The organism is Flavobacterium plurextorum, assembly GCF_002217395.1.
Classification (GTDB): Bacteria; Bacteroidota; Bacteroidia; order Flavobacteriales; family Flavobacteriaceae; genus Flavobacterium; species Flavobacterium plurextorum.
On the sequence record NZ_MUHD01000026.1, the window covers coordinates 72,412 to 94,447 of the forward strand.

Sequence of the window (22,036 nt, forward strand, 5' to 3'; positions counted from 1 at the left end):
AAGGGTTAATTATGGCAACGCAAAAAAAACTTATAAAAGTTCACCCAACCGACAATGTAGCGGTTGCTTTGGTGAATCTTACAGCGGGCGAAGTAATTGATTTCGAAGGAGAATCAATTACTATTGAGTCTGATGTAAAAATGAAACATAAGATTGCAATGGTTCCTTTTAATGTGGGAGACAGAATCATTATGTATGGTGTTTTGGTAGGAAAAGCAAGTGCAAGAATCGAAAAAGGAGGATTGCTTTCTACTGTAAACGTGAAGCACGAAAGCGATAAAGTTACTGGTAAAACAGAAACTATCGGCTGGACAGCTCCAAATATTGATAAATGGAAAGATAGAACTTGGCAGGGTTTTCATAGAGAAGATGGTCAGGTTGGAACTGAAAATGTTTGGTTATTTTTTCCATTAGTGTTTTGTGAAAACAGAAACATCGAAATCTTAAAAGATATTTTTGAGAAAGAATTGATGAAACCAAAAGAAAATGATTATCAATTATTGCTGCGTTCTTTGGTAAAATTAGAAACAGGCGGAGCAGGTAATGAAGCAGCTTCAAATGATGCTAATTTGTTTAATAATATCGAAGTTAAATTTATTACACATCAAGGCGGCTGCGGCGGAATTCGTCAGGATTCTCATAGTTTAGCTAAATTATTAGCAGGTTATGTAAACAATCCTAATGTTGCTGGTGCTACTGTTTTGAGTTTAGGATGTCAGAATCTGCAAATTCAAATTTTCAAAGACGCTTTAGATGCAATAAATCCAAATAGTAAAAAGCCAGTTTTGATTTACGATCAGCAATCTATTGGAACAATTGAAACTATGTTGAGCAGTGTTGTAAAAGATACTTTTGAAGCGATTAAAATAGCAAATGAAATAAAGAGAGAACCAGCTCCATTATCTAAACTAAGAATTGGTTTAGAATGCGGTGGATCTGACGGATTCTCTGGAATTTCAGCAAACCCAACATTGGGAGTGTTATCTGATCATTTAGTTGCTTTGGGAGGAACTACAATTCTTTCTGAATTTCCTGAATTATGTGGAGTAGAACAAGAATTAGTAAATCGTTGTGTAGATGATAAGGATGGAAAACGTTTCTTAGACTTAATGCAATGGTATGAAAAAACAGTTGTAGATGCAGGTTCAGGATTCGATATGAATCCGTCTCCAGGTAACATTAAAGACGGTTTGATTACAGATGCTATGAAATCGGCTGGTGCTGCTAAAAAAGGAGGAACATCGCCAATTACAGGTGTTTTCGATTATGGAGAATATATTAACGAACCAGGCTTTACATTGCTTTGCACGCCAGGAAATGATGTTGAATGTACAACTGCAATGGTAGGTTCTGGTGCTAATATGGTATTGTTTACAACAGGTTTAGGAACACCTACAGGAAATCCAATTGCTCCAGTTGTAAAGATTTCATCAAACACACAATTAGCGGCTAAAATGTCTGATATTATTGATATTGATACTGGTGGAATTATTACTGGAGAAAAATCAATTGATGAAATGGCTGATGAAATGTTAGAATTCATTATTGATGTTGCAAGTGGTACTATTAAAACCAAAGCAGCGATTTTAAATCAAAACGACTTTATTCCTTGGAAAAGAGGAGTTTCTTTATAAAAAGGGATTTAAACATATATGTAAAGACGCACAGCAGTGCGTCTTTTTTTTTTACCATATAAGTTATATAAGTTCATTCGAGATTGTACTTGTAGCAAAAAAGCAGCTCCGTAAGAGCTGCTTTTTTGTTATATTTTAAAGTAAACTTAAATTTACTTATATAGCTTATATGGTTTGAGAAAAAAAACTAAAAGGTAGTTCTGGATGATGATTTACGAATGTGTAATTCTGGAGCAAGAACAACCTTTTTTTCGATTTTAATGGTATCGGTTTTGTCTACTTGTTCTAAGAAAACGCGAGCAGACATTTTTCCCATTTCCAGTGGAGATTGGTCAACAGAAGTGATGGATAACTCCATAAATTTGGTAAAAGGTTCATTACTGAATCCTGCTACACAAAATTCCTTCGGGATGCTTATGTTTCTCTCTTTTAGTTCTTGAATTGCGCCCAAAGCTGCGAAATCACTTGAAGAGAATATAGCGTCAGGAGGGGTTTCTAATTGTAATAATTTGTCAACTGCTTCTTTTCCAGCATCAACACTACTTTTTACAGGGATTACATATTCTTCTCTAAATATCATTCCGTTATCAAGTAGAGCTTGTTTGTAACCTAAAAACCTATTTTTAAATATATCTAATGATTGGTCACCAGATAAGTGAGCAATACATCTGCAGCCTTCATTAATTAAGTGTTTAGTAGTTAAATAACCGCCTCTAAAGTCGTTAATAGTTACAGAGCTCACTCCGTCGATATGTTTACTTCTATCAAAAAAGATTAAAGGAACGTTTTTTTGTAGTACGTTATGAAAAGCATTGTCGTTTTCAGAGGTAACATCAGTAACAGACATGATTATGCCGTCGACTTGTGCATCTATTAAAGTATATAGGTTTTCATTTTCTCTTTTTTTGCTTTCATGAGTCTGGCATATAATTACCTGATAACCGTGCGGATGCAGTTCTTCTTCAATTCCTCTAATAACCGAGGCGAAAAAATTGCTGTCAATTCTAGGTACAATTACTCCAATATTATTGCTTCTGCCGCTTTTTAATGCCAAAGCAAGCTTGTTTTGCTTGTAATTCATTGAAGCAGCTGTTTTGATAACCAATTCCCGAGTACTCTCTTTTATTTTAGGATTGTTATTAAGTGCTCTGGAAACAGTAGCTGCAGTGATATTTAATTTTTCGGCAATATCATAAATGGTTACTTTTTCGCTCATTAAAAAGAGTTTTTACAAATTAATTTATAGACAAAAATACATTTTTTTTATATAATGTGATATTTAATGTTATCGATTACCATAATTCATTACTTAAACGATTTCTGTTTTACAATGATAATAAATTATAATAATTTTTGCATTAAATGTAATAATAATTATTAATAAAAATTAAAAGTATAAATTTTTTCTAAATAAATTTGGTTCGTTGGAACATATTTTCTAATTTCGTGTAATCGATTACATAATTATTGATGTTTTCGCTTGTTAAACTATTAATTCTGTTCAAATGATTAAAGATAAAGGTATAACGTGCAAAGTGGTGGTTTTTTACAGCATGATGGTTGTGATGGTTTTATCATGTTCAAAAAAGATTAATAGTGTAACAGAGGCGGATCCTTGGAAAAGAATGGAATTAACGATTAAAAGTATTCCTGAAACTCATTTTCCTGATAAAACATATAATATAAAAGATTTTGGAGCAGTAGCTGATGCAAAAACGTCAAACACTTTAGTTTTTGAAAAAGCAATTAAAGCTTGTGCATCAAATGGAGGAGGAAAAGTTTTGGTTCCGAATGGGAAATATCTTACGGGTCCAATTCATTTAGAAAGTAATGTAAATCTGCATTTAGAAGATAATGCTGAGATTCTTTTTAGTTTGAATCCAAAAGAATATCCAATTGTACATACCTCTTGGGAAGGAACAGAAGTAATGAATTATTCACCGCTGATTTACGCTAAGAATAAAACGAATGTTGCTGTAACAGGAAAAGGAACTTTAAACGGACAGGCAGACAGTACAAATTGGTGGATTTGGTCTGGCGGAAAAAACTACGGATGGAAAAAAGGCATTCCGTCTCAAAATGATCCAAACAATCGTGAAGTTTTGGTAGATATGGCTGAAAAAGGTGTTCCAGTATCAGAAAGAGTTTTTGGAGAAGGAAGGTATCTGCGACCAAATTTTATTGAGTTTTTTGAATGTAACACAGTTTTAGTAAAGGATATAACAGTAATAAATGCTCCTTTTTGGATTTTACATCCTATCAAAACAAACAATATGATTATTGATGGTGTAACGGTAAACAGCCACGGACCAAACAACGATGGCTGCGATCCTGAGTATTCGCAAAACATAATAATAAGAAACTGTACTTTCAATACTGGTGATGACTGTATCGCTATTAAAGCTGGTCGTGATGCTGATGGAAGAAGAGTGGGATTACCAAGTAAAAATATCATTGTGCAAAACTGTAAAATGATCGACGGGCACGGAGGCGTAGTTATTGGAAGCGAAATATCAGCCGGAGTGAATAATGTTTTTGTAGAAAACTGCAATATGGACAGTCCAAATTTGGATCGTGCCATTCGAATCAAAACCAATTCCAAAAGAGGCGGTGTAATTGAAGATGTTTATGTTAGAAATCTCGAGGTAGGAACTGTTAAAGAATGTGTGCTGAAGTTAAACATGTTTTATAATGTATACGGATCACAAACAGGAAATTTTATACCAACGATTAGAAACATAAGTCTTGAAAATGTAAATGTAAAAAATGGTGGAAAATATAGCGTTTGGGCAGAAGGTTACAAGGAGTCTCCAGTAGAAAATGTAACCCTTAAAAACGTAAAAATTCAAAAAGTAGATTCGATCTATAAATTAAAAAATGTGAAGAATATAAAATTTATTAATACCTATATCAATGAAAGAAAAGTAAATAATTAAGGACAAGTAACTATCAATTAACCAAAAAACCACTAAACAAAATTATGAACATTAAACAATCATTAAAGAGAAAAATAAAATACAATATTGTATTTTTATTTTTCCTAAATTTTCTGGTGAGCTTTTCAGCAAAAGCACAGTCTACCACAATAGAAGGGAAAATTACAGATGCATCGGGATTGTCACTGCCAGGGGTAAACATTAACGAGAAAGGAACCAAAAATGGAACTTCGACAGATTTTGAAGGAAGTTTCAAGATAAATGTAACAAGTAATAAAGCAGTTTTAATAATAAGCTATTTGGGTTTTCAAACTCAAGAAGTAAGTATTGCTGGAAAAAGCAAAGTAAATGTTAGTCTTGTAGAGCAGTCAAATTCATTAAATGAAGTTGTAGTAGTAGGATACGGTTCTGTTAAGAAAACAGATCTTACTGGTTCTGTAAGTACAATTAGTGCGGCTACAATTACAGAAAGAAACACAATCAGTCCGCTTGAAGCAATTCAGGGAAGTACTCCCGGAGTTCAAATTTCATCTAGTACAGGTCGTGCAGGTGATGGATTTAAAGTAGTAATTAGAGGAAATAACTCTCTAATCGCAGATTCTAGTAATCCAAGTATGGTTGGTTCTTCTCCGTTATATGTAGTTGACGGTGTTCCTATGGATGGAATTGATTTCTTGAATCCACAAGATATTGCTAGAATGGATGTTTTAAAAGATGCATCTTCAGCGGCAATTTATGGATCTAGAGGATCTAATGGAGTTATTATAGTTACGACAAAAAGTGGTACAAGTGCAAAAGCAGGTATCAGCGTAACATTTGATACTTCTTATGGAAATAAAACAGCAGCTAGACTTCCAAAAATGATGACGGGAGAAGAATGGTGGAAATTTCACCAAGTTGCTTACATGAGTGCTACTCCTGCAACTCAGACTCCAGCTCAATTAGCTGCATTAGCAGGAAACCAAAGTCCATTATTAGTTTCTCGTGCCAATAGCGGTTACAATTATGACTGGTATGATGCGGTACTTAAAACTGGAATGACGGAGAATAATTATTTGAATATTTCGGGTCGTTCAGATTCTGGTTTGAGTTATAACTTAGGATTTGGTATTCAAAGTGACAGAGGTCTTATCGATAATGATTCAACAGACAAATACTCTTTTAAATTAGGATTAAATCATAAAATAAATGACAAGTTTTCTACAGGTGTAAATGTTACAATTGCTAGATTAGACAATCAATTAGGAAGTGATTTAGCTATGCAGGATGCTTTTAGATTAAGCCCTTTAATGTCTCCTTGGGCTGTTGATGCAGCAGGAAATGAAAAAGTAGGAACTTTATTTTTCTTACCTGGTAAATTAACTTATCCTGATGGTTCTTGGGCAATTAATAAAACGTCTACAGTAAACCCATTAATGGAAATTGCTAATTCTTCTCAAACAGAGAAAACATGGCAGACAGTTGGTAATGCTTATTTTCAATACCAGCCTCTAAAATGGCTTTCGTTCAAAACGACGTTTGCAGCAGGTATCATGGATACGCAAGGTTCAAAATCTTATACTGCACAAACAAATGCTGGTGTAACATTAAACGGAAAAAACTCTGCAACTCTTGAAAACTCAAATAATTTCAATTATACTTGGGACAATCAAATTGATTTAAAACATACTTTTAATGGAGTACATGATTTTAGTTTGTTATTGTTACAAAGTTTGTACTCAAATGTTGATGAGTTTTCTTCTTTGTACTCTAACAATCAGCCTTTTGATGTAGGAACGGATAATATGGGATCTGGTGTACAAACCAGTTATGTAGTAAAATCATCTTATGCAAAGAATACTTTAAACTCTTATGCTGTTCGTTTAAACTACGCTTATAAGGATAAATATTTAATTACAGCTTCTACAAGATGGGATGGTTCTTCTGTTTTATCTCAAGGAAATAAATGGCAGAGTTTCCCTTCTGTAGCATTAGGATGGAAAATCAGCAAAGAATCTTTCTTAGAAAACAGTTCAGTAGTTTCTGATTTAAAATTGCGTGCGAGTTTAGGTTATACAGGAAATGATAACGTTGCACCATATACTTCTCAAGCATTACTAAATCAGCAGACATTTTATGCTGCAGGAGCAAATGTTGTTTCTGGATGGCAGTCAGAAAATTTAGCAAATCCTGATTTAACTTGGGAAAAAACTAGAGAGTACAATTTAGGAGTTGATTTTGGATTCTTAAAAAACCGTATTAGTGGTAGTGTTGATGTTTATGACAGATTATCTGATGACTTAATTTACAAGCAGCAATTACCAGCAGAAACAGGTTGGAAAAATACATTTGCAAATGTTGGATCTGTAAGTAACAAAGGTATTGAGGTTTTATTGACAACAAAAAATATTAAATCTAAAAATGTAAATTGGGAAACAACTTTTACATTCACGAAAAACGTAAACAAGTTAGAGTCAATTTACAATCAAGATAAAGTAAGTGATATTGGTAATAAATTGATCCTTGGTTCACCTTTGAATCCTAACTACAATTATGTTTATGATGGAGTTTGGCAGGAAAGTGAAGCAGCTAAGGCAGCGACTTACGGAATGGCACCTGGACAAGCGAGACCAAAAGACTTAAATGGTGATGGTAAATTTAATCAGGACGATAGAACTGTAATTGGTAATCCAAACCCAGAATGGCAGGGAAGTTTTTATTCAAAATTAACTGTTGGACAGTTTGATTTCAATTTCTCAGTTTTAACTAGTCAAGGACAAACTGTTTTGAGTACTTTCCACCAAAACTTTGCTGATGTCAGCGATAGAGGACGTCAGAAAATAGCAATGGACTATTTTATTCCAACTAACGGAACAGGAATCGCAGCTAATGCGAATAATGAAAATCCAAGACCTGGACCAGTTGCAACAGGAGCAGGAGCTTATTGGACTTCTTTGTTTGGATATTATAGAGACGCATCTTACGTGAAAATTAAAAATATATCTTTAGGTTATACACTAGATTCTGAATTGTTGAGAAAACTAAAAATCAGTAATCTAAGAGTTTATGTAAATGTTTTAGACCCATTTGTATTTACAAAATTTGACGGATACGATCCAGAGTGGGCAGGTTCGCCATTTGGAGTAAATCGTCCAGCATCTGTTACTACACAATTGGGATTAAGTGTTAAATTTTAATAAAGATATCAAATGAAAAAAATAATAATAATGTTAGGAATAATTGCTGTATCTGTTAGTTCATGCAGTGATTATATTGAAGAAGAAAGCCGTTCTTATGTACCGGCAGATGCAACGTATAAAACAGCATCAGGATTTCAATTATTGGTAAATACAAATTATGCATGGCTAAAAGGCATATATGGAGGAAATCCTTGGCTTTTTGAGTCAGGAACAGATATGTATGCAGAAGGAAGAGGGCCAGAACCTGCAGGTTTAAGTCAGTACACGCTTTTAATACCTTCATCAGATAATGTGGCAGATTTATACAATCCTTGCTATCAGTTGATTCAGGCGGTAAATAAAACGATTCATTTTTCGACTTTAACAGAGCAGACTTCAATTTTAAATGCTCAAGTTGGTGAAGCAAGGTTTTTAAGAGCACAGGCTTACTTTTTGTTGGTGCAGACTTACGGTGGTGTTCCAGTTGTAAACGATTATATTTCAACACCAATTTTATCTTTTACTAGAAATTCAGCTGAAGAAGTATATACACAGATTATTGGTGATTTAGATTTCGCATTGGCAAATGTTGGAACTGCAGCTTACAGCTCAGCAGGAAAAGTAAACAAAAGAGCCGTAAATGATTTATTGGCAAAAGTTTATTTAACAAGAGGATATGAAACATTTGGTAAAGCAGATGATTTTACTAAGGCTGCAGGTTATGCTGATGCTGCGATTGCAGGACAGACTTTGGCAATTGCTTTTGATCAATTGTTCAAACCTGGAAACGATTTAAATGCTGAAACGATTTTTTCTGTACAATATGATAAAGCATCAACAAGTACAGATCCAACAAAATTGGGGAACAATCAGTTTTACTATTTTAGTTCATACTTAGGAGGAGCAGAAACTGGAGCACCGTTAAGAAGCTACAATTTATGTCCAACAGATTATGCTTTAGGATTATATGAAAAAGGAGATAAAAGATGGGACGCTACTTTCATGACTGAAATTCTTGAAGGTCCAGAAACTACAAATGGTGTTACTAAAACTATTTTGTACTATCCATACTATAGAAGTTCAAATCCAGCATCATTAAAAGTAAGACACTTTTACGAGCCAAAATGGTTTACTGCGGCTGACAGAGCAGCTTGGAATACAGCTAATGCCTCAAGAAAATCGGCTACGTTTGTTTACCATCCTTGGGGAGAGTATTCTGCCGCTCACACTTTAATTAAAAATTTAGACTGTTATACTATTCCAGTGAAGAAGTTTGATGATCCAGATCCAACTACACCTTCAAGCACAGGACCAGTAAGTACCAGAGATATTATCGTATCTCGTTTGGGAGAAACGTACTTAATTGCGGCAGAAGCATATTTAAAAGCAGGACAACCAGGAACAGGTTTAGATCGTTTAAATGAAGTACGAAAAAGAGCAGGAGTTGTCAATGCAACAATCGGACAATTCACTATCGATTATATTCTTGATGAAAGAGGAAGAGAATTGTTAGGCGAATATAAAAGATGGTTTGATTTGAAGCGTACTGGAACATTAGTTGACAGAGCTTCAGCATACAATTATAAAATTAAAGCATCCAACTTTGTTGGTGTAGGCGGTAAACTTAAAATCTTAAGACCAATTCCACAATCGGTTTTAGATTTAAACCAAAATAAAGATTTTCCTCAGAATCCTGGTTATTAGTAATTGATTAATATTTTGAGACTATTGTTTTTTTGAAGCAGTTAAAAAGGAGTTTGGCCACAGTGTCGAACTCCTTTCTTAACTAAAAAGTAAAAGGATTTTAATGCGAAAAATTGTATTGATTTTATTATGGGTTACATGCTTTGCAAATGCACAGCAGACTTACAGTGTCGACACTTCGTACACTGTAAAAAGCACCTATGCTAAATTGATAAAAAAATATCCGTTGATTACAATTCCAGTTATCGATGAGAATGAAAACGTCGATAAAATTAGCGATGTGGCTTATCTTAAATCAAAAGAAAGAACATTGCATTTAGATGCTTTTGTAAATAAGAAACAAAAACAAAATCCGGCTGTAATCATGATTCATGGCGGTGGATGGAGATCAGGAAATAAAAGTCAAATGAATCCTTTGGCGCAAGAAATAGCTTCAAAAGGTTATTCTTGTTTTACAATAGAATACAGATTATCGCTTGAAGCAAAATATCCATACGGTGTGTATGATGTAAAAAATGCGATTAGATTTATAAAAGATAATGCAAAGAAATTCAATGTAGATCCAAACAAAATTGCGGTTTTAGGCTGTTCCTCGGGAGGTCAAATGGCAGCTTTGATTGGTACAACAAATGGAAATTCTGCTTTTGATGATCCTTCAAATAAAAGTAAATCATCTTCAAAAGTAAATGCAATTATCAATGTAGACGGCATTTTAGCATTTAGGCATCCAGAATCTTCAGAGGGAGAGATGGCATCGTTTTGGCTGGGAGGTTCTTATGAAGAAAAAACAGAGAACTGGAAAAACGCATCGGCTTTAAGCCATACCAATAAAAACACACCTCCAATATTGTTTATAAACAGCAGTATCGACAGGTTTCATGCCGGAAGAGATGATATGATAAAAATTCTAAATCAATATAAGATTTATAATGAAGTTCATACAATCGAAAATTCGCCTCATTCCTTCTGGTTTTTTCAGCCTTGGTTTAATCCAACCGTTGATTTTACAACTAATTTTTTAAAAAAGACATTCAAATAATTGCAATAAAAATGAAAACAAAAATCACAGTCGCAGCCTTATTTTTAATTGGTTTTACATCAGTAAATGCTCAAAAGTATGATATTAAAACTGCTAAAACATATGCCGAAATTTCTGCTAAAACAGATGGACATTGGGAGGGAAGAAAATACAAAGGCGGTACCGTTTTTAAAAATGTAGATCGATTAAAATTAGCTCCAGAGCATACAGATCACTCTTTTGATATTCGTTATGAAGGTCCAGGATGGGAAAGTAACCGAATTGGATATCGTTTGTATCTAGACTGGAGAAATGCAATTGATATTTTTGGAAAGAAAACTTCTAAAATGATTCTGCCAATTGTAGGTCAGGATAATTTCGATTCGTATCACGAAATGAGCGATTGGGGAGCGGATATTCTAAAAGCAGGAAAAGGAATTGGGATTGGATCAATTGATCGTTATTTAAACAATGAAAAACTGCATTTCCGTGAAGTAGATTCTACGATTGCCACTGTTGTAAATAAAAACAACGAATCTGGTGTAAAAGTGAATTATTATGGATGGAAAACTGCTTCTGATAAAATTGATTTTACTTCGACTTTAACGATAAAACCAGATCAGTTGTATACAAAACATACGATTCAGGCTTCAAAAGAAATTAAAGGAATTTGTACTGGAATTGTAAAACAGAAAAATGCAGAACTTCTTAAAAAAGAAAGCAAAAACAAAAAATGGGCATATTTGGCCACTTACGGCGTACAGTCTTTAGTTCCAGATAAATTAGGAATGGCTATTTTTTATGAAGTAAACACAATCGAAAATATTGCGGACACTGATTTAGATTATTTATTAGTTTTTAAACCAACGACAAAAGCGACTTCATTTTACCTTTTAGGCGCTTGGGAACAAGAACAAAACGGGATAAAATCGAAAGAAGAATTCGTGAAATATTTAGATGCTCAATTAGAAATTCTAAACAAAAAAGGAAAAATGTAGATTTTAGTTTTTTGCCGCTCCCGACAGCTATCGGGATAAATGAGTAAAAAAAGATGAAAAAAAATCTGTTAGATCTGCTGGATCTGCGTGAAAATAATTTCACACATAAAAACATAGAATTTATTGTGTTTTAAAAGTGTATAAAAAGAAACTTACTTCTTACACATTGAATAATAGGTGTGTTAGTGAAAGTGAAACGCCTTTTGTCAAGTATCAAAAGCTATGTTTCTAAGCGTTTAAGATACAAGCAAAGAATAATCCAAATAATCCATTATCCCGATAGCTGTCGGGAGTGGTAAAACAAAATATAAGAATGAATTATAAAAAAACAGTCTTTGCATTTTTCTTGTTGTACAGCATTTTTACAATTGGTCAGAACAATGATAATCAGAATAAAATTGCAGTTTCGGCAAATTCAAAATGGTCAGAGAAAACAGCAGTAACAATTTTGAATAAATATCCCAAAGCTTGGCAGATCGACGGAACCGAGAAACCAAAATGGGATTATAAAATGAGCTTGACTTTGTCTGCTTTTGAGAAACTGTATTTGAAAACAAAAGACAAAAAATATCTCAATTACATCAAAGAATATGCAGATGAACTAATTGACAGCAATGGAAACATCGCTAAATATGATATTAAAGAATACAATATTGATTATGTAAATCCGGGGAAACTGTTGTTTAACTTATATGAGGAAACAAAAGACAATCGCTATTTAACGGTTATCAAACAATTAAGAACACAGCTTGAAAGTCAGCCAAGAACACCAAGTGGAGGATTTTGGCACAAACAAATTTATCCAAATCAAATGTGGATTGATGGTTTGTATATGGCAGAACCTTTTTATGCTCAATATACAGTTAAGTATGAAAAGGGTAAAAGTTTAGACGATATAGCGAAACAGTTTGAATTGGTTCACAATCATTTATTAGATAAAAAGACAGGATTACCTTATCAGGCTTGGGATGAAAGTAAAGAAATTGGCTGGGCAAATAAAGAAACAGGAACTTCGCCAACAATATGGAGCAGAGGAATTGGATGGTATATGATGGCATTGGTAGAAACATTGGATTATTTCCCTAAAAGCAATCCAAAGCAAAAAGAATTAGTAAGTTATTTGAATGAAATAGCAAAGAATTCGGTTAAGGCTCAAAGCCCTTCAGGATTGTGGTATCAAGTTGCCGATAAACCGGAACTGTCAGGCAATTATCTAGAATCTTCAGGTTCTGCAATGATTATTTATGTTTTGGCAAAAGGTGCTGATAAGGGATATTTAAATGTATCGTACAAAAAAACAGCACAAAAATCTTTTGATGCGTATGTAAAAGAATTTGTCAAAACAAATGAAAGTAATGAGATTACGATTTCAAATGTTTCATCAAATGTAGGATTGGGTGGAAAACCTTTTCGTGATGGTTCAAATGAATATTATGCAAAAAGCAAAGCAAAAGATAACAGTTCGCCTGCATTAGCAGCATTTTTGTTAAGTGCAGTGGAATTAAATAAATAACAAACGATTTATTATGATAAAGAAAAGCCATTTTAGTTTTGCCAGAATTGTACTGATAAGTGCGATTGTATTTTCATTTAATGAAATTTCGGCGCAGTCTTCCAGTACTATTTCAAAAGATTTAAAATGGTCAGAGCGAATGGCGCTTTCAGTTATCAAACGTGCTCCAAAGGCTTGGCAGGTCGATAATAACGAAAAACCAAAATGGGATTACAAATTGGGTTTATTGATGACTTCTTTTGAAAAACTGCATCAAGAAACAAATAATCCTGTTTACGGTGATTATATCAAAGCTTACGGAGAAACAGTAGTTAATCCTTCGGGAGAAATTATGAATTACAAACTCGAAGATTATAATATCGATTATGTAAATCCAGGCAAGTTTTTATTTGAACTTTACAAAAGAACAAACGATAATCGCTACTTAATTGCTATGCAAACATTGCGTAAGCAATTAGAAACACATCCAAGAACAAATTCAGGTGGTTTTTGGCATAAAAAAATATATCCATATCAAATGTGGCTTGACGGTTTGTATATGGGAACACCATTCTATGCACGATATACGGTTGAATTTGATAAGGGAAAAGATTTAAATGATGTTGCCAAACAATTTGAACAAATTCATCTGCACACGCTGGACAAAAAAACAGGATTGCTTTTTCATGCGTGGGATGAAAGTAAACAAATGCCTTGGGCAAATAAAGAAACAGGGACTTCACCAAATTTCTGGTCGCGTTCTATTGGCTGGTACATGATGGCATTAGTTGATGTTTTGGATTATATGCCGAAAGAACATCCAAAAAGAAAAGAACTAATTCAGTATTTAAACGATATTTCAAAAGCAGTAGCAAAATATCAAGACAAATCTGGATTATGGTATCAGGTTACTGATGCAGGAAATAAAGAAGGCAATTATCTTGAAGCTTCAGGATCTGAAATGTTTGTTTACGCTTTTGCGAAAGGAGCAAAAAAAGGATATTTACCAGCATCGTATAAAAAACTCGCTTTAAAAGGTTTCGACGCCATTACTAAAAAACTGGTTACCGTTGATGCTGATGGTGAAATTCATATCACGCAGGTTTGTGCCAGTGCAGGTTTAGGAGGAAATCCATACCGCGATGGTTCTTTTGAATATTACATCAAAGAGAAAATAAAAATAGATAACTCACACGGTTTAGGGCCATTTATTTTGGCTGCATTAGAAGTAGAACAATAGTAGAATTTTTAAATATATTTTGAAATGAAAAATAGTAGGAAACACAGTTTTATGTCGGTTTTATTAGTTTGCGTAATGGCTTTAACAGGCTGTAAAGTAACTTCACAGGAAACTGCAAAAAAAGAAATCGTTATTTCGAAAGACATGAAATGGTCAGATAAAATGGCTTTAACTTTAATGAAACGTCATCCAGAAAGTTACATGATCGACGATTCTAAAAAGCCAAAATGGGATTATGTTCATGCTTTGGTTTTGCATTCTATTGAAGAATTGTACAAGAAAAATCCAGATCCACGTTACAAAGCTTATATAAGAGGTTATGTAGATGAATTGGTGCAGGAAGACGGTACGATTAAAACGTACGAACTAGATAAATACAATATCGATTTGGTGGTTCCGGGACGTTTACTTTTTGCTATTTATGCCGAAACAAAACAGGATAAATATTTAAAAGCAATGCAATTGGTTCGTAAACAATTGACAGAGCAGCCTCGCACAGCGAGCGGCGGATTCTGGCACAAACAAATTTATCCAAACCAAATGTGGTTAGACGGTTTGTATATGGGAGAACCATTTTATGCTGAATATACTTTGACGTTTGAAAACGGAAAAAGTTTTGATGATATCGCAAAACAATTTGAGTTGATTCAATTACACGCAACAGATCCTAAAACAGGATTATTGTACCATGGTTGGGATGAAAGTAAAGCAATGCCTTGGGCGAATAAAGTAACAGGAAACTCGCCAAATTTCTGGTCTAGAGCTTTAGGCTGGTATGCAATGGCATTAGTTGATGTTTTAGATTATATGCCAAAAGAACATCCAAAGAGAGCAGAATTAATTAAGTATTTAAACAATGTATCAGCAGCTTTGGCTAAATATCAAGATAAATCTGGATTGTGGTATCAAGTTACTGATAAAGCAGGAGGAAAAGGAAACTATTTAGAAGCTTCAGGATCATCAATGTTTGCTTATGCTTTTGCAAAAGGAGCAAACAAAGGTTATTTACCTGCAAAATATAAAAAATTAGCCAACAAAGCTTTTGACGGATTAACAACAGTTTTAATCAAAAAAGTAGATGAGGACGGCGGTATTACATTAACAAACTGCTGCCAAGTTGCTGGTTTAGGAGGAACTCCATATCGTGACGGTTCTTACGAATATTATGTAAATGAAAGAAAGAAAGACAACGATCCTAAAGCAACGGGACCATTTATCTTGGCTGCTTTAGAATTAAATAGATAATTTATAGTTGTTAATTATTAGTTATTAATGATTGGTTAGGATAATTATTAGGAAAGCACAAAGTATTGTCATTTCGACCAAAAGGAGAAATCGCACACGGAATTCAATAAAGATTGGTAACATTATGTAAGGAGTTTCGGGTGTGATTTGCTTCGCCAATTCGCTATCGTTCGGGTCTCCTTACGTCGAAATGACAAAAAAGGCGTTGAGTAAAAAAATAAAACAAAAATGAAAAGTATAAAAATCGCAGTTCTTCTCCTTTCCGTATTTTCATTTCAGAAAAATACAGCACAAGTATGGACACCAGATAATGGAGATGGAACTTATACAAATCCAATTATTCATGCTGATTATTCAGATCCTGACGCAGTAAGGGTTGGAGATGATTTTTATATGACTGCATCGTCTTTTAATTGTATTCCAGGATTACCAATTTTGCATTCTAAAGACTTAGTTAATTGGAAGATTGTAAGCTATGCACTGCCAAAACAGCCGCCTTTTGAAACGTATGATAAAGTGCAGCACGGAAACGGTGTTTGGGCGCCAAGCATTACTTTTCATAACAATGAATTTTATATTTACTATCCAGATCCTGATTTTGGGATTTATATGATAAAAGCTAAAAATGCAGAAGGGCCTTGGTCAGAACCGCTTTTAGTAAAAGCCGGAAAAGGACTTATTGACCCGAGTCCGCTTTGGGATGACGATGGAAAAGTTTATTTAGTGCATGCATTTGCCGGAAGCCGAGCGCAGATTAAAAGTTTAATTGTGGTGTGCAGTATGAATGCTGAAGGAACAATTGCCAATAATGATGAAGTAATGGTGATTGACGGACATGATGGCGAAGGCACGATTGAAGGTCCAAAATTCTATAAAAGAAATAATTATTATTACATTTTTGCACCAGCAGGAGGTGTTCCAACGGGCTGGCAGACTATTTTAAGATCTAAAAATGTTTTTGGACCTTATGAAAAGAAAAAAGTTTTAGAGCAAGGGTCAACCAAAATAAACGGTCCGCATCAAGGCGCTTGGGTGCAGACGCAGACAGGCGAAGATTGGTTTATCCACTTTCAGGATAAAGGTGCTTACGGAAGAATAGTGCATTTGCAGCCTATGAAATGGGAAAAAGATTGGCCGGTTATGGGACAGGATTTTGATAAAAATGGAATAGGAGAACCGGTTACAACTTATAAAAAACCAAATGTTGGTAAAAAATATCCAATTGAAAATCCTGCAGTATCAGATGAGTTTAATGAACCAAAATTAGGGTTGCAATGGCAATGGCAGGCAAATTCTCAGATCAATTGGGGTTTGCCTACGAGTCTTGGCTATTTGAATTTATTTTGCATGACGACAATTAAGGATAGTAAAAGAATTTTTGATGCTCCAAATTTACTGCTTCAAAAATTTCCTGCTGAAGAGTTTTCGGCGACAGCCAAATTAACTTTCAATACTAGATTAAATGGAGAATCTACAGGACTGATTATTATGGGATTGGATTATAGTTATTTATGCCTGAAAAATGATAATGGTAAATTATATCTTAACCAAAAAACAGGAACTTTTAATAAAACAGTTTCAGAAACAGAAACAAAACCAGTTTTAATTTCCAGCAATATAATTTATTTGAGAGTAAAAGTTAAAAAGGGCGGAATCTGCAGTTTCTTTTATAGTTTAGATGATAAAAACTATCAGCCGATAGGAAGTGATTTTACTTCAACGGAAGGAAAATGGATCGGTGCAAAAATGGGACTTTTTGCTTTAAGCGAAAAGGTAACAAACGATTCTGGAAATGTTGCGGTTGATTGGTTTAGAGTAACGAAATAAAATTTAGAATGATTCAGTTAAAAAAAATCCTATTGCTTTTCAGTATCGCTTTGAGTTTTGGAATTCAGGCGCAGAATACTTATAAAAACTGGCCTGATATAATTCGTAAAAGCGATGCTTCATGGTTTGGCACTGAAGAAGCTAAAAAGATTGCCGAAAACGTACTGCTTTACCAAAGAGATATTGGAGGCTGGCCAAAGAATATTCAAATGCAGAACGAGCTGACTCCTTCGCAGAAAAAGGATTTACTCGACATAAAAAAGACCACAAAAGAAACCACAACAGACAATGGAGCAACCACTCAGGAAATGCTCTATATGTCTAAAATGTATGCTCAGGTAAAAGACGAGCGTTACAAAGAATCATTTTTAAAAGGGTTAAATTATTTACTGGAAGCGCAATATGCAAATGGCGGCTGGCCTCAATTTTATCCGCTGAAAAAAGGGTATTACACACACATTACGTACAATGACGATTCGATGGTGCGTATTCTAGAGGTAATGAAAGAAGTAAGTGAAGAAACTGATTTCTACAGTATAAAACCTTCAAAAGAAATTATTGCAAAAACAAAAACAGCTTTTGATAAAGGAATTGACTGCATCATCAAAACGCAATACAAACAAAACGGAGTTTTAACGGCTTGGTGTGCACAGCACGATGAAGTTACACTGCTTCCTGCGAAAGCTAGAGCGTATGAATTGCCTTCGCTCAGCGGAAAAGAATCGGCTAAAATTGTACTGCTTTTGATGTCAATTAAAAAACCGTCACCAGAGATTATGACCGCTGTAAAAAGCGCCTATGCATGGTTTGAAAAAACAAAAATCACCAATCTTGAAGAAAAGCGTGTTTTAAATGATGCAGGTAAAGTTATTGATAAAAAGATGATTCCAACTCAGAATGCAGCGCCAATCTGGGCAAGATTTATGGAATTGGACAATAATGAACCTTTCTTTTGCGATCGTGACGGAATCAAAAAGAAATCATTGGATGAAATTGGAGCAGAACGCCGAAACGGTTACGCATGGTATACAGATGAACCAAAAGAAGTACTGAAGAAATATACAGCTTGGGGAATTAAAAATGGTACAAAAGTTTCAGAAACAGGAGCAGAGAAAAAGAAAGTTGTTTTTTTTACCGTAGCACAGGATGGTTCTGGAGATTTTACCAAAATACAAGATGCCATATATGCGAGCCCGTCTTTTCCTTATGAAAAAGTAACGATACTCATTAAAAACGGAACATACAACGAAAAACTTAGAGTGCCTGAATGGAACAATAATTTGATTTTGTTTGGCGAAAGTAAAGAGAAAACGATCATTACTTTTGATGATAATTTTTCGAAAATCAACTTAGGACGAAACAGCACTTTTTATACGTCAACTCTTTTAGTAGAAGCAGACGATTTTACAGCATTTAACCTAACCATTAAAAATGCTTCGGGCGATAAAGGTCAGGCAATTGCATTATCGCTTACTGGAAATCGAGCTAGAATTACCAGCTGTATTATTTCAGGAAATCAAGATACCTTATATTTATCAGGAAAAAATGCTAAGCAGTATTTTAGAAACTGTTATATTGAGGGTACAACCGATTTTATTTTTGGCGGAGCTACAGCTTTATTCGAAAATTGCGTCATTCACAGCATTAAAAGTTCGTATGTAACAGCTGCTTCAACTCCTGAAGGCGTTGCTTATGGTTTTGTTTTTAAAAATTGCAAACTAACCGCAGAACCTGCTGCAGAGGCTGTTTATCTGGGCAGACCCTGGCGTATTTATGCCAAAACCGTTTTTATCAATTGTGAATTAGGTAAACATATAAAAGCCGAAGGCTGGGAAAACTGGTCAAAACCTGATGCAGAGAAAAATGCCTTTTATGCCGAATACAATAACAGCGGCGAAGGATTTCAACCAAAGAAAAGAGTCACATGGTCACATCAGCTTACAAAAACTGAAGCAGAGCAATATTCGACAGAAAATATTCTAAAAGATACAGTACCTAATTGGTATTTTTAATTTAGGCACAAAGGTTCAGAGATACAAAGGTATGTAGTTCCTAAAATACTGAGTATTCGAATTAATCTTTGCTTCTTTGCACCTTAAAAAATAAGAACTTAAAAAATGAAATATCTACTTCTCCTCTTAGTATCCTGCGTTTCTTTTGCTCAGAAAAATGATTTTCCAACAGCAAAAGTCGATTCGATAGTAAATAGAATTCAGCTTCCTGTGTTTCCTGCTTATCAAGTTAATATTTTGAAAATAGGAGCAAAAGGAGATTCTATTACAAACAATAAAACGGTGTTTGATAAAGCAATGGCACTCTGTAAAAAGAAAGGCGGAGGAACCATTATTGTTCCAAAAGGAATTTATAAAATAAATGGACCTATTCATTTTGTCAGCAATGTAAATTTGAAAATAGAAAAAGGAACCAAAATAAAATTCAGCGACAATCCTCAAGATTATCCTTTAGTTTTAACAAGTTGGGAAGGCACGATGCTCTATAATTACAGTCCGCTTATTTATGCTGCTGACTGTTCTAATATTGCAATTACTGGCGAAGGAACGATTGATGGTGAAGGCGGGAAAATATGGAAAAGCTTTAAAGCAAAAGAAGGTCCGGGCAAGGAGTTAAGCCGAGATATGAATCATAATAATGTGCCATTAAAAGATCGAAAATTTGGAGAAGGTTACTTTTTACGTCCGCAGATGATTCAGTTTTTAAATTGCAAAAATGTACTTGTTGAGAAAGTCAGAATTGAAAATTCGCCATTTTGGTGTCTCCATCTTTTAAAATCACAAAGTATTACCGTTCGAGGCATCAGTTATAAATCATTAAACCATAATAATGACGGAATCGATCCTGAATACGCAAAAGATGTTTTGATTGAAAACGTAACCTTTAATAATGGTGATGATAATGTTGCCATTAAAGCGGGGCGAGATCACGAGGGAAGAGCAAATACAGCAACGCCAAGTGAGAATATCGTAATTAGAAACTGTAATTTTAAAGGACTTCACGGAGTTGTAATTGGCAGTGAAATGTCAGCAGGAGTACAAAATGTATTTGTCGAGAACTGTAAAACAATAGGTTATTTAAAAAGAGGAATTTATTTAAAAACCAATGCTGACCGCGGAGGTTACATCAAAAATGTTTTTGTTCGAAACATACAATTAGACGAAGTTGAAGATTGTCTTTATATGACTGCTAATTATCATGGAGAAGGCAAAGGTTATCAATCGGATATTTCAAACATTCATTTTTCAAATATTACTTGTAACAAAGCATCAGAATCTGGTATTGTTATTCAAGGTTTCCCCGATAAAAAAATTAGAAACATATCTTTGAATAATATTGAAATAAAAGAAGCAAAAAATGCCTTGTCAAACGAAAATGCGGAGAATGTTTTGATGACAGATGTTTTTATAGGGAAAAGAGCAGGAGTGCCTACGGCAGTTTCGAAGCATTAGTTTTTTTAGGTTCAAAGGAGCAAAGGAACAAAGGAGCAAAGGAACAGAGGTTTTCTGATGATATACACCGCAATGCGTCTATACAAAGTATTGTCTTCCTGAGTGAAGTCGAAGGATTTTCGAACTGTAAAGGTCTTCGACTTCGCTCAGACTGACAAACGGAGACTATAAAATATAGAAAAAATTTAGCTCCCGATAGCTAGCGGGATTACGTAACATTAAAGCACTTTGCGGTAAAAAAAATCTGCTAAATCTGCGAGAGTAAATTTTTTTTCACGCTCCCGACGACTATTAGGAACAAAGGAACAAAGGAACAGAGGTTTTCTGATGATATACATCGCAATGCGTCTATACAAAGTATTGTCCTCCTGAGCGAAGTCGAAGGATTTTCAAGCTGTAAAGATCTTCGACTTCGCTCAGACTGACAAACGGAGAATATAAAATATAGGAAAAAAACTTAGCTCCCGATAGCTATAGGGAGCGTGAAACAAAAAAACAAACAAAAATGAAAAAATACATCTTCTTAACATTGCTTATCACATCAGTTTGTTTTGCTCAAAAAACAACTTTGTACACAATTGGCGATTCGACAATGGCTAATAAAAAAGACCCTGAGAAAAACCCTGAACATGGATGGGCACAAGTACTTCAGCCTTTTTTTAAAGATGATATTGTAGTCGTAAATAAAGCTGTTAATGGTAGAAGCACCAAAAGTTTTATCAATGAAAAACGCTGGGATTCAATTTATAAAAAGCTGAGAAAAGGTGATTATGTTTTTATTGAATTTGGGCATAATGATGAAAAAATAGAAGACTCAACACGTTATACAAATCCGCATACAACTTATCGACATAATCTGATTCGCTTTGTAAAAGAGAGCAGAGAGAAAGGAGCAATCCCAGTTTTATTAACTTCAATTGCCAGACGTAATTTTAATGAAAAAGGAGTTTTGGTTCCTACCCATGGCGATTATCCTCTTGAAACCCGTTTGACCGCACAGGAATACAAAGTTCCTTTTATCGATTTAGAATATTATACAGAGCTTCTAGAGCAGTCATACGGTCCTGAAAAGTCAAAACAGCTCCATTTGCATTTTAAAGCAGGGGAAAGTCCTTATTATGATAAAGACAAAGCCGATGATACACATCTTTCTTTATTGGGGGCAACTAAAATTGCGCAGCTGGTAATAGATCAAATTAAAGTATTAGAAGATTCTTCGATGGATAAGCTGAAAAAAGCGATAAGATAAAAAGACGCATGTTAATAGAGTGCAGTTAATGTAAGTCCATGCATTAAGAACAGACTTGTTTTTATGTCTTA

General features: G+C 34.4%; 14 protein-coding genes. 13 read left to right on the plus strand and 1 reads right to left on the minus strand.

Annotation, left to right across the window (positions count from 1 at the left end; all coding sequences use genetic code 11):
- Positions 1–11: 11 nt before the first annotated feature.
- Positions 12–1,634 (plus strand): UxaA family hydrolase, encoded by a 1,623-nt coding sequence (locus B0A81_RS13760; protein WP_089058570.1) that lies wholly within the window; start codon positions 12–14, stop codon positions 1,632–1,634.
- Between the two features lie 187 nt (positions 1,635–1,821).
- Here B0A81_RS13760 and B0A81_RS13765 read toward each other — a convergent pair whose 3' ends face one another.
- A complete protein-coding gene (locus B0A81_RS13765) occupies positions 1,822–2,850 on the minus strand; it encodes a LacI family DNA-binding transcriptional regulator (RefSeq protein WP_089054078.1) in 1,029 nt (342 codons plus the stop codon).
- A gap of 289 nt (positions 2,851–3,139) precedes the next feature.
- Here B0A81_RS13765 and B0A81_RS13770 point away from each other — a divergent pair, with 289 nt between their 5' ends.
- The 12 genes from B0A81_RS13770 to B0A81_RS13825 all read left to right on the plus strand — a co-directional run bounded on the left by B0A81_RS13770 (position 3,140) and on the right by B0A81_RS13825 (position 21,965).
- Positions 3,140–4,570: a glycoside hydrolase family 28 protein gene (locus tag B0A81_RS13770; RefSeq protein ID WP_089058571.1), complete on the plus strand. Its 1,431-nt coding sequence runs from the start codon at positions 3,140–3,142 to the stop codon at positions 4,568–4,570.
- Positions 4,571–4,614: 44 nt separating this feature from the next.
- Positions 4,615–7,746, plus strand: a complete 3,132-nt coding sequence (locus tag B0A81_RS13775) for a SusC/RagA family TonB-linked outer membrane protein (RefSeq protein ID WP_089058572.1) — start codon at positions 4,615–4,617, stop codon at positions 7,744–7,746.
- A 12-nt stretch (positions 7,747–7,758) separates the two neighbouring features.
- Positions 7,759–9,432 carry a RagB/SusD family nutrient uptake outer membrane protein gene (locus B0A81_RS13780; RefSeq protein WP_089058573.1) on the plus strand — a complete coding sequence of 558 codons (1,674 nt, stop codon included), beginning with the start codon at positions 7,759–7,761 and terminating at the stop codon, positions 9,430–9,432.
- A gap of 103 nt (positions 9,433–9,535) precedes the next feature.
- A complete protein-coding gene (locus B0A81_RS13785) occupies positions 9,536–10,471 on the plus strand; it encodes an alpha/beta hydrolase (protein WP_089058574.1) in 936 nt (311 codons plus the stop codon).
- A gap of 11 nt (positions 10,472–10,482) precedes the next feature.
- Positions 10,483–11,448, plus strand: a complete 966-nt coding sequence (locus B0A81_RS13790; RefSeq protein ID WP_089058575.1) for a DUF4861 family protein — start codon at positions 10,483–10,485, stop codon at positions 11,446–11,448.
- Between the two features lie 313 nt (positions 11,449–11,761).
- Complete coding sequence (locus tag B0A81_RS13795; RefSeq protein WP_089058576.1) at positions 11,762–12,961, plus strand: glycoside hydrolase family 88/105 protein; 1,200 nt, start codon at positions 11,762–11,764, stop codon at positions 12,959–12,961.
- Between the two features lie 13 nt (positions 12,962–12,974).
- The gene (locus B0A81_RS13800; protein WP_089058577.1) at positions 12,975–14,180 is read left to right on the plus strand and encodes a glycoside hydrolase family 88/105 protein; all 1,206 of its coding nucleotides are present in this window, start codon (positions 12,975–12,977) and stop codon (positions 14,178–14,180) included.
- 24 nt (positions 14,181–14,204) lie between these two features.
- The gene (locus B0A81_RS13805; protein ID WP_089058578.1) at positions 14,205–15,425 is read left to right on the plus strand and encodes a glycoside hydrolase family 88/105 protein; all 1,221 of its coding nucleotides are present in this window, start codon (positions 14,205–14,207) and stop codon (positions 15,423–15,425) included.
- Between the two features lie 228 nt (positions 15,426–15,653).
- On the plus strand, positions 15,654–17,252 hold the full coding sequence (locus tag B0A81_RS13810) for a glycoside hydrolase family 43 protein (RefSeq protein ID WP_089058579.1): 1,599 nt from the start codon (positions 15,654–15,656) through the stop codon (positions 17,250–17,252).
- An 8-nt stretch (positions 17,253–17,260) separates the two neighbouring features.
- Positions 17,261–19,264 (plus strand): pectate lyase, encoded by a 2,004-nt coding sequence (gene pelA / locus B0A81_RS13815; RefSeq protein WP_089058580.1) that lies wholly within the window; start codon positions 17,261–17,263, stop codon positions 19,262–19,264.
- Between the two features lie 105 nt (positions 19,265–19,369).
- Positions 19,370–20,716, plus strand: a complete 1,347-nt coding sequence (locus B0A81_RS13820) for a glycoside hydrolase family 28 protein (RefSeq protein WP_089058581.1) — start codon at positions 19,370–19,372, stop codon at positions 20,714–20,716.
- A 505-nt stretch (positions 20,717–21,221) separates the two neighbouring features.
- A complete protein-coding gene (locus B0A81_RS13825; RefSeq protein ID WP_089058582.1) occupies positions 21,222–21,965 on the plus strand; it encodes a rhamnogalacturonan acetylesterase in 744 nt (247 codons plus the stop codon).
- Positions 21,966–22,036 lie beyond the last annotated feature (71 nt).